The sequence below is a fragment of the Massilia sp. BGA-UO-ETr-WB1 genome (assembly GCF_059567845.1).
This window is the reverse complement of sequence record NZ_JCAQOT010000021.1, coordinates 103,635-116,889: the sequence shown is the minus strand read 5'-3', so window position 1 is coordinate 116,889 and position 13,255 is coordinate 103,635. Positions and strand designations below refer to the sequence as shown.

Below are 13,255 nucleotides of genomic sequence, written 5' to 3'. Positions count from 1 at the left end.
TCGCCGTGATACCTCAATCCTTTATCTCCGATCTATTGAACCGCGTCGACATCGTGGACGTGGTCGGCCGCTATGTGCAGCTCAAGAAGGGCGGCGCCAACTTCATGGGGCTGTGCCCCTTCCACAACGAAAAATCCCCCAGCTTCACGGTCAGCCCCACCAAGCAGTTCTACCACTGCTTCGGCTGCGGCGCGCACGGCACCTCGATCGGCTTCATGATCGAATACTCCGGCATGGGCTTTGTCGACGCCGTCAAGGAACTGGCGCAGAACTGCGGCATGGTGGTGCCCGAGCAGGACGACAAGATCCCGCCCGCCCAGCGCGCCCAGATGCAGGCCCAGAGCATGGCGCTGTCCGAAGCCATGAGCCGCGCCGCCGACTACTACAAATCCCAGCTGCGCTCGGCGCCCAACGCCATCGGCTACCTGAAAAGCCGCGGCCTGACCGGCGAAATCGCGGCCCGCTTCGCGCTCGGCTTCGCCCCCGGCGGCTGGGACAACCTGCGCTCCGTGTTCCCCGACTACGAGGCGCTGGCCCTGGTCGAGGCCGGCCTGGTGATCGACCGCGTGGACGAGGAGGGCAACCACCGCAAGCGCTACGACCGTTTCCGCGAGCGCGTGATGTTCCCCATCCGTAATACCAAGGGGCAGGTGATCGCCTTCGGCGGCCGCATCATGGAGCAGGGCGAGCCGAAGTACTTGAATTCTCCCGAAACGCCTTTATTTTCCAAGGGTCACGAGCTGTACGGCCTGTTCGAAGCGCGCCAGGCCATCCGCGACGCGGGCTACGTGCTGGTGACGGAAGGCTATATGGACGTGGTGGCGCTGGCGCAGATGGGCTTCCCGCAGTCGGTGGCCACGCTGGGCACGGCCTGCACCAGCACCCACGTGCAGAAATTGTTGCGTCAAACAGACACGGTGATCTTCAGTTTCGACGGCGACAAGGCCGGCCGCCGCGCCGCCCAGCGCGCGCTGGAAGCCTGCCTGCCGCACGTGTCGGACAACAAGACCATCAAGTTCCTGTTCCTGCCGGCCGAGCACGACCCGGACAGCTATATCCGCGAATATGGCGCCCCGGCCTTCGAGCAGCAGGTGCACGAGGCCATGCCGCTGTCGCAGTTCCTGCTGCGCGTGGTGTCGGCCGAGCATGACTTGAGCGAGCCGGAAGGGCGCGCCCGCGTGCAGTTCGAGGCCAAGCCGCTGCTGCAGGCGATGACGCCGTCGGCGCTGCGCCTGCAGATCGTGCGCGGCCTGGCCACCATGACGCAGAGCAGCCCGGGCGAGATCGAGCAGCTCTACGAGCTGAGCAAGCCGGTGGCCGAAGTGCGCAAGGCGCCGCAGCGCAGCAGCCGGCCGCAGCCGGTGGGCCTGGAGCTGCAGATCGTGCGGCACCTGGTGGCGCACCCGCCGCTGGCCTTCACGATAGACGAGGCCGGCCTGGGCGCCTTCGCCAACTTCGGCGAGGAGTCGGCCGAGCGGCTGTACCAGCTGATCGCGGCGGCCATCGCGCTGGGGCCGCAGGGCAGCTTCGCCGCGCTGGCGCAGCATTTGAAGGAGCAGGGCAGCGAGTACGACGGCATCATCAGCGAGATCGCCGCCGAGCCGGAATCGGACTTCGAGGCGATCAAGACGTATTTGAGCAGCGCCATCCGCCAGATCCGCCGGGACGCGCTGAAAGCCGAGCTGACCCAGTTGTTCGCGTCGAATTTGTCGTCCAGCGAAATTGGTGTACGCTACCGTGAAATTACCGCCCTGCAAGATCAGTTGGCGAGGGAGGACGAGGCGGCACTGTCGGCGCGCTAGCGCCCGCGACTTTCCCCCTATGGGGGCGCGTCCGGGCGGCGCTGGAAATTGTAAAGTGGCGTGCTATAATAAAACGCTAAGTATTCAGTGCTTAGCTTTGGTGTTTCAGTTCGGAATTCTGTTTGTTTTCAGTAAGTTAGGCTCTAGATCGGTGCGGCAGCGAAGCAAAACCGCTGCACCGGCGGCCGGGGCCGGAAGTTGGCCGGATGGCGCAGTCGGACACCGCCCAGGCGCGGCGCCTGCCACCGGACATTCGTGGATCTAGCCCCCATGCGCTGTCTACAGTAGAATTTCTGCCGAGCACGGTCCTGGGTTTGGACCGGCGGCGGCGGTTCCCTGTTTGCGCAGGGAGCCAGAAGGTGTAAGTATTCGTAGCATTGTTGCAAGAACTTTATCCTAACCCGTAAAGCAAGTCGTTGTGTAATCGAAAGCGCCTGTGCCAACAAAGAAACCTGAATCCAAAGCGGCTGTAAAGCCGAGCAAAGTGACCGCCAAGGCCGCAAAAACGGCCGACAAACCGGAGACGCGTGTCACCAATACGCCGCCGGCGGTCAGCCAGACCACGGATGCCGCCACCCTGGCCGCCATCGATACCTCCGGCTACGTGCTGCCTTCAGTGAAGGTGCCGGGCCGGCGCGGCCGCAAGCCGAAAGAATTCCAGCCCGAGAACGACGAAGTGGCCGCGCTGAACGCGGTCGAGCGCGCCGAGCTGAAGGCGGTCGACAAGGCCAAGGCCAAGGACCGCAAGGCCAAGGAAAAGGCGCTGCTGAAGGACGCTTTCTCGTCCGACACGGAAGCCACCGAGGAAGAGCTCGAACGCCGCCGCCAGAAACTCAAGACCCTGATCAAGTTCGGCAAGGAACGCGGCTTCCTGACCTACGCCGAGATCAACGACCACCTGCCCGAAAATATCGTCGATCCGGAAGCGATCGAAGGCATCATCGGCACCTTCAACGACATGGGCATCGCCGTCTACGAGCATGCGCCGGACGCCGAGACCCTGCTGCTGTCGGACAACGTGGCCACCATCGCCAGCGACGACGAAGCCGAGGCGGCCGCCGAGGCGGCCCTGTCCACGGTCGACTCCGACTTCGGCCGCACCACCGACCCGGTGCGCATGTATATGCGCGAAATGGGCTCGGTTGAGCTGCTCACGCGCGAAGGCGAAATCGAGATCGCCAAGCGCATCGAGGACGGCCTGAAGGACATGATCCAGGCCATTTCCGCCTGCCCGGTGACGATCGCCGAGATCATCGCCGCCTCCGACCGCATCCGTAACGACGAGATCAAGATCGACGAGATCGTCGACGGCCTGGTCGACGAGAGCGAAGGCGAGCCGGCGCCGGCCGCCGCTGCCGACGAAGAGGAAGAGGACGAGGAAGAGGAAGCCGAGGAAGAAGAGGAAGAGGAAGAAGCCGCCAGCCCGTCGGGCGCGGCCGGCTACTCGGCCGAACAGCTGGAGCAGATGAAGCAGGCTGCGCTGGAAAAGTTCGACATGATCTCGCAGCAGTTCGACAAGATGCGCCGCGCCTTCGAGAAGGATGGCTACAACTCGAAAGCCTACGTCAAGGCGCAGGAAGCGATCTCCTTCGAGCTGCTGGGCATCCGCTTCACCGCCAAGGTGGTGGAGAAGCTGTGCGACACCTTGCGCGGCCAGGTGGACGAAGTGCGCCACATCGAGAAGCAGATCCTGGACGTGGCGGTGAACAAGTGCGGCATGCCGCGCGCCCACTTCATCAAGGTGTTCCCGGGCAATGAAACCAATCTGGACTGGGTGGACGGCGAAGTGTCGGCCGGCCACGCCTACAGCGCCATCCTGGGCCGCAACATCCCCACCATCAAGGAACTGCAGCAGCGCCTGATCGACCTGCAGGCGCGCGTGGTGTTGCCGCTGCCGGACCTGCGCAACATCAACCGCCAGATGGCGGCCGGCGAAATGAAGGCGCGCAAGGCCAAGCGCGAAATGACCGAGGCCAACCTGCGCCTGGTGATTTCCATCGCCAAGAAATACACCAACCGCGGCCTGCAGTTCCTGGACCTGATCCAGGAAGGCAACATCGGCCTGATGAAGGCGGTCGACAAGTTCGAATACCGCCGCGGCTACAAGTTCTCGACCTACGCCACGTGGTGGATCCGGCAGGCCATCACCCGCTCGATCGCCGACCAGGCGCGCACCATCCGCATCCCGGTGCACATGATCGAGACCATCAACAAGATGAACCGCATCTCGCGCCAGATCTTGCAGGAAACGGGCGCCGAGCCCGACCCGGCGACGCTGGCGATCAAGATGGAAATGCCGGAAGACAAGATCCGCAAGATCATGAAGATCGCCAAGGAGCCGATCTCCATGGAAACGCCGATCGGCGACGACGACGATTCCCATCTGGGCGACTTCATCGAGGACAACAACACCCTGGCCCCGTCCGACGCGGCGCTGCACGCGTCCATGCGCGGCGTGGTCAAGGACGTGCTGGACTCGCTGACGCCGCGCGAAGCGAAGGTGCTGCGCATGCGTTTCGGCATCGAAATGTCGACCGACCACACCCTGGAAGAGGTCGGCAAGCAGTTCGACGTGACGCGCGAGCGCATCCGCCAGATCGAAGCGAAAGCGCTGCGCAAGCTGCGCCACCCCTCGCGCTCGGATAAACTGAAGAGTTTCCTGGAAGGTAACTAGGACTTGACGACAACCCGCGCAGCCCCTATGCTGCCGGGTCGTTGTCCACAAGTTGCGGGCCCTTAGCTCATGCTTGGTTAGAGCAGAGGACTCATAATCCTTTGGTGCGCGGTTCGACTCCGCGAGGGCCTACCAAATTGAAAAGCCAACCCTGCGGGGTTGGCTTTTTTGTTGGGACGCTGGAGCACGCTTGAAGTGGCCAGGATACTTGCAGCTGATTGGAGTCGCTTGCGGTTACGTAGTTGACATTTCCCCTGCGTGGGCTAGGCTAAAAGTCTCCGCTGCATTCCGATTGCCGATCAAGAGGAGTGATGAAATGCCTAAATATGTCATCGAACGCGAACTCCCCGGCGCAGGAAAGCTCACTGGCGCTGAACTCAAGGAGATTTCCATCAAGTCCTGTGGCGTCCTGAACGATCTTGGTCCGGCCATACAATGGGTCCACAGCTATGTGACGGATGACAAGATCTACTGCCTCTACCACGCCCCCAACGAAGAGATGGTGCGGGAGCATGCGAAGCGCGGCGGCTTCCCCGTCGACCGGGTAGCCCAAGTGAGGGAAGTCATCGACCCGACCACTGCCGAGTAGCGTCGTTCGCGCAGGCTAGCCTTGATCCAGGTTCAGTTTCACCTGCTGCAGCAACTCCAGCAGCGCCTGCTGCTGCTGCGCGCTCATGCCGCGCACGGCCTGCGCGTTCAGAATCTCCGCTTCGCGCTGCGCCGCCTGCTGGATGGCGCGGCCGGCGTCCGTCAGGGATAGGCGGGTGTTGCGGCGGTCGGCGGCGTCGGCTTCGCCCTGCAGCAGGCCGCGCTCGCGCAGCGCAGTGATCAGGCGCGCCAGCTGGGCCTTGTCGCGCCCGCTATGCCGCGACAAATCGCTTTGCGTGGCGCCCGGGTGGTGCCCGAAATAACCCAATACTTTCGCTTCCATATGGGTCAGCTCGTGCTGGCCGTCGCGCAGGGCCTGGAATTGCCGGGTCTTGTACTGGTGCATGATGGTGTGCACCAGCTCCAATACCGCGTCCGGCCGCTGCTCGCGGAGATGGTTGACATTGTCATTCGATTCGCGGATGATGGGTGACATTGTCAATCAATTGGAAAAGTAAAGACATGAGTATAGACTCTCCCGTCAGCCGTGTGCAGCGTGTGCGCCACGAGCTCAAGATCCGCCAGGCCGAGGTGGTGCGCGTGCGCGCCGTCGGCAGCCATTTCCGCGCCATCACCTTCGGCGGCCCCGCACTGCAGGATTTCCACAGCGCGTCGTTCGACGACCACGTCAAATTCATCCTCGGCGACGGCCCGGACGCCGCCAAGCGCGACTACACGCCGCGCAGCTTCGACCCGGTGGCGGGCGAGCTGGTGATCGAGTTCGCGCTGCACGGCGACGGCCCGTGCGCGGCGTGGGCGGCGCAGGCCGCGCCCGGCCAGCAGGTCATTATCGGCGGCCCGCGCGGTTCGCTCATCATTCCGCTGGATTACGCATGGCATTTGCTGGTGGGCGACGAAACCGGCTTGCCGGCGATCGCGCGCCGCCTGGAGGAATTGCCGCGCGGCGCGCGCGCCACCGTCATCGTGAAGGTGGACGACGCGGCCGACCGCCGCGCGTTCGCAACCGAAGCCGAGGCCGACGTGCGTTGGGTGGCCAGCGACGCGGAACTGCTGGCCGCAGTGCAGGCCTGGCCGCTGCCGGCGGGCGACGGCTACGCGTGGTGCGCGGGCGAAGCGGCCGCCATGGCCGCCGTGCGCCACGAGCTGGTGGGCGTCAAGGGCCTGGGCAAGCATGCGATCCGCGCTGCGGCGTACTGGAAGCGCGGCGGCAGCGGCTATCACGAAAACCTGGAATAAGCGGGGCAGGCGTCCGCCGTGCTGCGCGAGGTCAGCGCCCAGAACAGCAGCGCCGCCAGACTGACGGCGGCGCCCAGCGCGCACACGCCGAGCCAGCCCGCCGCCGCGTACATGCGCGTGGAGGCGAGCGCGCCCAGCCCGCTGCCGGCGGCGTAGAACATCATGTAGCAGCCCACCACGCGGCTGTGCGCCTGCGGGTGGCGGCTGAAGATCATGCTCTGGTTGGTGACGTGGATGGCTTGCCCCGCCAGGTCGAGCGCGATAATGCCGGCCGCCAGCGCCCACAGCGATTGTCCGGTGAACGCCAGCGGCAGCCAGGCCGCCACCAGCAGGGCCAGCGCCACGCCGCTGGTGCGCTGGCCCAGGCCGCGGTCGGCCAGGCTTCCGGTGCGCGCCGCCGCCAGTGCGCCCAGCACGCCCACCAGTCCGAACGCGCCGATGGCCGTGTGCGGCAGCGACCAGGGCGGGGCGCTCAGCGGCAGCACCAGCGCGGTCCAGAAGATACTGAGCGCGCCGAACATCAGCATGGCGATGGTGCCGCGCACTTGCAGCGTGCGGTCGGTGAGCAGCATCGCCAGCATGGAGCGCAACAGCTGCGCGTAGCGCAGCGCCATGCCGCCGGCTCCGGCGGGCACGGCAGGCGAAGCGGCGCCCGGAGGCGATGCGGGCAAGGCGCGCGACAGGACCGCAGCCAGCACCAGCGCCAGCGCGGCCGAGACCCAGTAGACCGCGCGCCAGCCGGCCAGGTCGGCCAGCAGACCCGCCACGGTGCGCGCGCTCAGCAGGCCGATCAGCACTCCCGCCTGCACCGTGCCGACGATGCGCCCGCGCTCCGCAGGCGCGGCGGTGGCGGCCGCGTAGGCGATCAAGCCTTGCGTCATGGCCGTGCCCAGCAGGCCCACGGCCAGCATGCCGCACAGCAGCAGCGGCGCCGCCGCCGCGAAGCCGACCGCCAGCAAGGCCGCGCTCAGCAATCCCAACTGCACCAGCATCAAGCGCCGCCGGTCCAGCAAATCCCCCAGCGGCACCACCAGCAGCAAGGCCAGCGCGCAACCCAGCTGGGTGGCGGCGATCACCATGCCGACCGCCGCGTGGGTGATGCCGAAATCGAGCGCGAGCGTGTCCAGCAGCGGCTGCGCGTAATAGACGTTGGCGACGCTGACGCCGCAGGAAAGGGAAAACAGCAGCGTCATCAGCCGCGAAGAAGTGGGTGGCATGGCTCTCCAATCTGGTTTCAAATTAAAACTAGTTTGAGTGTAGGCATTCCAGTATTAAAATGCAACTACTTTAGGAGGCGAGAGATGGCGAAGCGGAAAACGCTGAAAGACGACGCATGCCCGGTGGCGCGCGGCGTGGATGTGGTGGGCGACCTGTGGTCGCTGCTGATCGTGCGCGACGCGTTCGACGGCGTGCGCCGTTTCAGCGCATTCCAGAAGAACCTGGGCGTGGCGCGCAACATCCTGTCGGACCGGCTGCACAAGCTGGTGGAGCACGGCATCCTGGCCGTGTCGCCCGCGTCCGACGGCACGGCCTACGGCGAATACGTGCTGACCGCCAAGGGCCAGGCCCTGTTCCCGCTGCTGGTGAGCTTGCGCCAGTGGAGCGAGCAGTTCCTGTACCGCGAGGGCGAAGCCCATTCCACCCTGGTGCGGCAGGATACCGGCCAGCCGGTGCCGCCGTTGCGCCTGGTCGATGAAGCGGGCCGCGCGCTGGCGGCGGCCGATACCGTGGTGCGCAAGCTGCCGTTGGAGGAAGTTGCATGAAACTGGTTCGCCTTCTTTGCTGCGCCGTACTGGCGCAGGCTGCCGTTGCTACCGTTCCTGCCGCTGCCACCACGGCAGCGCTCGACTACCGCATCGGTGCCACCGGCTTTACTGAGGATGAGCGTGGCATCGTGATCCACGCGCATGAACCGCTGAGGCTGGAAGTGCGGCCGGGCGGCCGCGTCTGGCCGCCGCTGGTGGTGGACGACGGCGGCCGCATCTACGCGGGCGGCACGGTGATCGACGCGCTCAGCGGGCGCGTGCTGCAAGCGGGCGGCAAGGGCGTGATCGCCATGCCTTACGGCGTGCAGGTGGCGCCGGAGGCGGGCGGCTTCCGCTTCCGCCTCAGCGCCACGCCGGGCCGCGATTGCCTGCTGCCGCTGCGCAAGCTCAACGCGGGCGGCGGCAAGCCGGCCCTGCAGGCGATGAAGGACGCCAATGTGGCGTTCGCCTCGTCGCCGCGCGGCGTGGTGGGGCTGGCAACGCACTTCGGCGCGGACGGCAGGGTGTCCGGCTACACCGCCAGCCTGATCGATGCAGCCTCATGCAAGGTGGCGCACAGCACGCCGCTGGGCAATCCGGATTTGCTGGTGGAGCTGGCGGCGTCCAAGTCGGGCGGCTGGTGGATTACCGGGTCCATCGAGCAAACCTTGCTGCGCTCAACCGACGGGCGGCGCTGGCGCAAGGTGGCTTTGCCGGCGCGGGTGTCGTCGCTGGTGAGCAGTTACGCGGTCAACGACAAGGAAATCTGGCTGGCCGCCGCGCAGGCCGGGGACGACGACGACCAGCCTTACATGCTGAATTACTCGGGCGACGGCGGCGCCAGCTGGGCCAGCCTGCGGCGCGACGATCCTTTATTGGGCAGGCTGCCGCCCGCGTGGCTGGAGGGCCAGCGCCGCCGCGCGGCCGGCGGCGACTAGCAAGCGCCGGTTTTTTCGCGGTTTGAGTAATCTGCTGTTGAGACGGTTCTTTTCGGGCGAATCATGGACGATCAGCAGATGCGGCAGGCGGACGGCACGGCGGCGGGGTTGGCGGGCGCGGCAGATTCGGCAGACCCGGCGGGCCTGGCAGGATTGGCAGGGCTGGCAGGGGCCGCAGGATTGCGCGGGAGCGCGGCCGATGCGCGCCGGGACCGGCTGAGGACGCTGGGCTTGTGGTGCGCGCTGGCGCTGGCGGCGGTGGCCCTGGCTGGCGCTGGCCTGCTGATGTGGCGCAGCCTGCAGGCGGACAAGGCGATAGCGCTGGTGGCGCAGTCGGCGCAAGCCGGTCCCGCCCCGGCGCCGCTGACTGAAGTGGCCAGCGCGCAGGATGTGGCGGTTGCAGTGGCCGCGCCGCATATGCAAGTCACGCAGGCCGTACAAGTTGCACCGGCCGCAGCCGGCGCGCAGGCAGTACCGGCAGCGTCGCTTGAGCCCATGGCGCCTGCTGCGGCCGTGGTCGCCGCGCCGGCGGCGGGGCGACCCGACGCGGCTGCCCCGCAAGCGCGCGTCGAGCTTCCTGCCGCGCAGACGCGGTTGGCGGTGGCCAAGCCGGGCAAGCGGGTGCAGGCGCCGGTGAAGCGCGCGGCGGTGCGGGCCAAGGGGAAGCAGGTGGACAAGGCGTCCGCCGTGCGCCGCGTCAAGGCGGTCAGCGTCCGGCACCGGCTTGCGCAGTGCAGGGAAAAGGCGGGAGAAGCTGCCGCAGCGTGCTTTGCGCGCGCCTGCCGCAGCTATGCGCGCAATGCCCCGATCTGCCTCAACGACGAACCGGTGCGCCGCCGCTAGCCTGCGGGGCTTGGCTGCGGATTAGCCGTGGATTAGCGGGCCGCTTCGGCAGCGGTGACGTCGTGCATCGCCACCACCAGGTCGGCTTCGGTCAGCAGCGGCTTGTGCGGGAAACCGTCTTCCAGCGCCACCAGCAGCCGGTCGGACGGCTGTTCCGGGCGCGCGGGCAGGAAAGCGAACTGCGGGAAGCGGGTCTGGCCGTGCCGGGCGATGTCGTGCAAGGTGCGCGGCGCCGCGCGCAGCAGGCCGTTGCGCACGTGGCGCTGGCGTTCCTCGGTGCGCTCCTTGAGCAGCGTGCTCAGGCGCGTCACTTCCTTGCGCAGGCGCTCGGCTTCGGCCTGCTGGCGCTGCAATTCTTCGTCGCTCAGCGCCTCTTCCCATTGGGTCAGCTTCAGCAGGCCGCGCTTGTGCAGCGCTTGCCGCTGCAAATCGATGTCGAGCGAGCTGAGGTGCTGCTGATGGCTTTCCAGGTCTTGCACTTCCTTGGTGTCGCCGTTGGCGCGCAGCCATTTGTCGCCGAAGTCGAACACCAGGCCGTCATGGTAGAAGTACATCGGCAGCGGGTGCGGCGAGGACATCAGCAGCACTTGCTGCGCCGTCATGTTCCAGCGGGCGGCCAGTTCAGCCAGGGTGAGGGTGGTTTGTGGGGCATGTAAGGTCATGCGCGCAGTATACGGGCATTTGCGGCGATTCGCCCGGATCGCGGGGACGCAGGTGTGGTAGAGTCCTGTTCGCTTTTTTCATGCAATCCCCGGACTACTCATACCTATGAAGATGCAGACTACGCCGCGCGTCGAGCCGACTTTGGGCGACACTCCGCCGGCGGCTCCGGCGCCCGAAGCCGTCGACACCGCCTGGCCCGAGGCCGGCGAATTCCATACCGAGCCGCAGATGGCGCCGCCGGCCGGCGCCGCCCCGCAGGTTCATGTGGACGCGCCTGCCGCCGCCGCTGCCGAGGCCGTTCGCCGCCCGCTGCCGCTAAAGACCATGGCATGGGGCGGTGTAGCCGCCGCCGGCCTGATCGGGGCCATCGTATGGATCGGCAATGCGGCGCAGGAGCAGCGTCACCGGCCGCCCGAACCGAAGGCCCTGGCCGCCCCGGCGGGCATGAGCGCCAAGGCGCTGCCAACGCCGGAAGTGCAGGCCATTGCGCCGCCGCCGGAGGTGCCGTCGGCCTTCGTGGCGCCGTCCGAGCCGCAGCATCCGGTGCCGGCGCCGCCGGCGCCGGCCGGCGCAACAGCCGCCGCACCTGCCGGCACCACTGCCAGCGGAACGATCACCGCCGCCGCCACTGCCACTGCCGCCGCCACCAGCCTTGCCATGGCGCCAGCCGCCGCGCTCGCTCCGGCTGCCGCAGCCGGGCCGGCGCCCGTGGCCGCCCGCGCTGTCGCCCCGGTCCAGTTGTCCGCAGCGCCGGCCCCCGCCAAGCCGAAGGCAGCCATCGTCAAAAAGGCGAAGCCGCCCGCCAAGGCTGGCAATGGCGCCAGGACCGCCAAGGCCGCCAAAGCCGGCAAGACTGCCAAGGCCGGCGCCGTGCGCGAGCCGCGCAAGCAGGCCGCAGCCAAACCTGCGCGCAAGGTGGCGCCCGCCGCCAAGCCGCGCTGCGAGGCGGCCAACCGCAACACGGCGCGCTGCCGCGCCATCGCCAGGGCCGCCAGGAACAGTACGGCGAAGTAGCCGGTCAGGCGCCGCGCCTGGCGTGGCGGCGGCTTTCCAGCCAGTCCGCGCCGCCGTTGGCGAGCGCGGCGGCGATGACTTCCGGCGGCAGGCTGTACACCGTGGCCCAGGTGGCGCGGCCGTCGCTGGTGTTGGCGGGGAAGCTGCTGGCCTCGATCGGCCAGTGATACTTGCGCTTGAGCGCCTTGACGATGGCCGCCAGCGAGGTGCGGCCCTGCAAGGGTTCGGCGCCGGTCTGGTCGCTGTTTGACAACAGCACCGCCAGCACGGCTGCCCGCGCGCTCAGGGGGCCGGGGAATTTGGGAGTTTTACTTGCCATGAGGGCATTGTAGCCGGAAGTGCATGACCCACGAAGATCCGGCAAAGGCGGCCGTTTGGCGATATCATGACGGATTGTGTACGCTGGAGGCGCCATGAAATTGGCTCTGGTTTCATTCTATCTGTTAGCAATCTTTCACATCCATTTCCGGGGCAAGGTACGCCTGCCGTTCATGCGCCAGCTGTTCGACCATTCGTCGTTCATGGCGCCGATCAACCTGTTCATGCACGTGTTCTCGAAAGTGCCGTCCAAGCCTTACCTGGCGCTGGACCAGTTCAAGGAACTCGAGCCGCTGCAGCAGAACTGGCAGATCATCCGCGCCGAGGCGGAGAACCTGCTGGCGCTGAAGAAGATCAAGGCTGCCGAACAGAACAACGACGCCGGCTTCAATTCCTTCTTCAAGAATGGCTGGAAGCGCTTTTACCTGAAGTGGTACGACGCCAGCCACCCGTCCGCCGAGCAACTGTGCCCGCAGACCTATGCGCTGCTGAAAGCCATTCCCACCGTGAAGGCGGCCATGTTCGCCGAGCTGCCGCCGGGCGGCAAGCTGAACCCGCACCGCGACCCGTTCGCCGGTTCGCTGCGCTACCACCTGGGCCTGGCCACGCCGAACGACGACCGCTGCTTCATCGACGTGGACGGCGAACGCCACAGCTGGCGCGACGGCCAGGGCGTGATGTTCGACGAAACCTATATCCACTGGGCCATCAACGGCAGCGAGAGCGACCGCATCATCCTGTTCTGCGACGTCGAGCGCCCGATGCGCTACCGCTGGGCGCAGGCGGTCAACCGCTGGCTGGGCCGCACCATGATGACGGCCGCCGCCTCGCCCAACGAGCAGGGCGACCAGACCGGCCTGGTGAGCAAGCTGTTCAAGGTATCCTACGTGGCCGGCCAGTACCGCCGCCGCTACAAGGCCTGGAACAAGACCGCCTACAAGGTCACCAAGTTCGGCCTGATCATCGCGCTGGCCGCCGCCATCATCTTCCTGTGATCCGGCTTACTTAGCTTAGCTACTTGCTGGCCGGCAATCGCTGGCCGGCCTCTTCCCGGGTCAGTATCCACACGTTCAGGATCTGGCCTTCGCTGTCTTCCTGGTAGTTCACCACGAAATTCTCGCCGCGCAGGCTGGCCGGCATCTCTATCGTATTGTCCTGGTTAAAGATGCGCGCCGCCGGCGACAGCGTGCGCGTCTTGCCGTCGATAACGATGGACGGGTGCCAGGCCGGCGTCATCTTGCCGCGCTTGGCGTTGGGCGGGAAGGGGCGGCCGTCCGCTTGCGCTGCGAGAGGCGTCAGCAGGGGCAGCAGCAGGGGCAATGTCAGTAGCAGGGCCAGGCTGCGTCGTGTCCGCATGGTGCTCGTCCGGTAAGGGGAAAACGCCAGCTTACCGCATCTCTGTTGTGCTGCGTA

Annotated in this window: 14 protein-coding genes and 1 tRNA gene; 10 read left to right on the top strand and 5 right to left on the bottom strand. The window is 66.7% G+C overall.

Annotated elements, in window-relative coordinates; genetic code table 11:
• Positions 1–5 precede the first annotated feature (5 nt).
• The 4 genes from dnaG (at position 6) to AC56DV_RS05150 (ending at position 5,065) form a co-directional block, all read left to right on the top strand.
• Positions 6–1,802, top strand: coding sequence for a DNA primase (gene dnaG, locus AC56DV_RS05165; protein ID WP_496313237.1), 1,797 nt, complete (start codon positions 6–8; stop codon positions 1,800–1,802).
• Between the two features lie 484 nt (positions 1,803–2,286).
• Entirely contained in the window at positions 2,287–4,476 is a 2,190-nt protein-coding gene (rpoD, locus tag AC56DV_RS05160) for an RNA polymerase sigma factor RpoD (protein ID WP_496313236.1), read from the top strand.
• Between the two features lie 56 nt (positions 4,477–4,532).
• Positions 4,533–4,611 (top strand) — tRNA-Ile (locus AC56DV_RS05155).
• Positions 4,612–4,792: 181 nt separating this feature from the next.
• Positions 4,793–5,065: a DUF4242 domain-containing protein gene (locus AC56DV_RS05150; RefSeq protein ID WP_496313235.1), complete on the top strand. Its 273-nt coding sequence runs from the start codon at positions 4,793–4,795 to the stop codon at positions 5,063–5,065.
• Between the two features lie 15 nt (positions 5,066–5,080).
• Here AC56DV_RS05150 and AC56DV_RS05145 read toward each other — a convergent pair whose 3' ends face one another.
• Positions 5,081–5,560, bottom strand: coding sequence for a MarR family winged helix-turn-helix transcriptional regulator (locus AC56DV_RS05145; RefSeq protein ID WP_496313234.1), 480 nt, complete (start codon positions 5,558–5,560; stop codon positions 5,081–5,083).
• Between the two features lie 26 nt (positions 5,561–5,586).
• Here AC56DV_RS05145 and AC56DV_RS05140 point away from each other — a divergent pair, with 26 nt between their 5' ends.
• The gene (locus tag AC56DV_RS05140) at positions 5,587–6,321 is read left to right on the top strand and encodes a siderophore-interacting protein (protein WP_496313233.1); all 735 of its coding nucleotides are present in this window, start codon (positions 5,587–5,589) and stop codon (positions 6,319–6,321) included.
• Here the strand turns inward: AC56DV_RS05140 and AC56DV_RS05135 are convergent.
• The gene (locus AC56DV_RS05135) at positions 6,303–7,538 is read right to left on the bottom strand and encodes an MFS transporter (RefSeq protein ID WP_496313232.1); all 1,236 of its coding nucleotides are present in this window, start codon (positions 7,536–7,538) and stop codon (positions 6,303–6,305) included. The genes AC56DV_RS05140 and AC56DV_RS05135 overlap by 19 nt on opposite strands.
• 84 nt (positions 7,539–7,622) lie before the next feature.
• Between AC56DV_RS05135 and AC56DV_RS05130 the strand changes: the two genes are divergently transcribed.
• From AC56DV_RS05130 to AC56DV_RS05120, 3 genes are all read left to right on the top strand, one after another.
• Positions 7,623–8,084 (top strand): winged helix-turn-helix transcriptional regulator, encoded by a 462-nt coding sequence (locus tag AC56DV_RS05130; RefSeq protein WP_496313231.1) that lies wholly within the window; start codon positions 7,623–7,625, stop codon positions 8,082–8,084.
• On the top strand, positions 8,081–9,004 hold the full coding sequence (locus AC56DV_RS05125; RefSeq protein WP_496313230.1) for a hypothetical protein: 924 nt from the start codon (positions 8,081–8,083) through the stop codon (positions 9,002–9,004). The genes AC56DV_RS05130 and AC56DV_RS05125 overlap by 4 nt, the downstream gene beginning before the upstream one ends.
• 63 nt (positions 9,005–9,067) lie before the next feature.
• Positions 9,068–9,847, top strand: coding sequence for a hypothetical protein (locus tag AC56DV_RS05120; protein WP_496313229.1), 780 nt, complete (start codon positions 9,068–9,070; stop codon positions 9,845–9,847).
• A 32-nt stretch (positions 9,848–9,879) separates the two neighbouring features.
• On the opposite strand, the gene AC56DV_RS05115 is transcribed toward AC56DV_RS05120, so the two are convergent.
• Positions 9,880–10,509 (bottom strand): hypothetical protein, encoded by a 630-nt coding sequence (locus AC56DV_RS05115; protein WP_496313228.1) that lies wholly within the window; start codon positions 10,507–10,509, stop codon positions 9,880–9,882.
• Positions 10,510–10,615: 106 nt separating this feature from the next.
• Here AC56DV_RS05115 and AC56DV_RS05110 point away from each other — a divergent pair, with 106 nt between their 5' ends.
• Entirely contained in the window at positions 10,616–11,524 is a 909-nt protein-coding gene (locus AC56DV_RS05110; RefSeq protein WP_496313227.1) for a hypothetical protein, read from the top strand.
• A 4-nt stretch (positions 11,525–11,528) separates the two neighbouring features.
• Here AC56DV_RS05110 and AC56DV_RS05105 read toward each other — a convergent pair whose 3' ends face one another.
• Entirely contained in the window at positions 11,529–11,843 is a 315-nt protein-coding gene (locus AC56DV_RS05105) for a hypothetical protein (RefSeq protein ID WP_496313226.1), read from the bottom strand.
• A gap of 94 nt (positions 11,844–11,937) precedes the next feature.
• Between AC56DV_RS05105 and lpxO the strand changes: the two genes are divergently transcribed.
• Positions 11,938–12,837 (top strand): lipid A hydroxylase LpxO, encoded by a 900-nt coding sequence (gene lpxO / locus AC56DV_RS05100; RefSeq protein ID WP_496313225.1) that lies wholly within the window; start codon positions 11,938–11,940, stop codon positions 12,835–12,837.
• Positions 12,838–12,856: 19 nt separating this feature from the next.
• On the opposite strand, the gene AC56DV_RS05095 is transcribed toward lpxO, so the two are convergent.
• Positions 12,857–13,198, bottom strand: a complete 342-nt coding sequence (locus AC56DV_RS05095) for a hypothetical protein (RefSeq protein WP_496313224.1) — start codon at positions 13,196–13,198, stop codon at positions 12,857–12,859.
• Positions 13,199–13,255 lie beyond the last annotated feature (57 nt).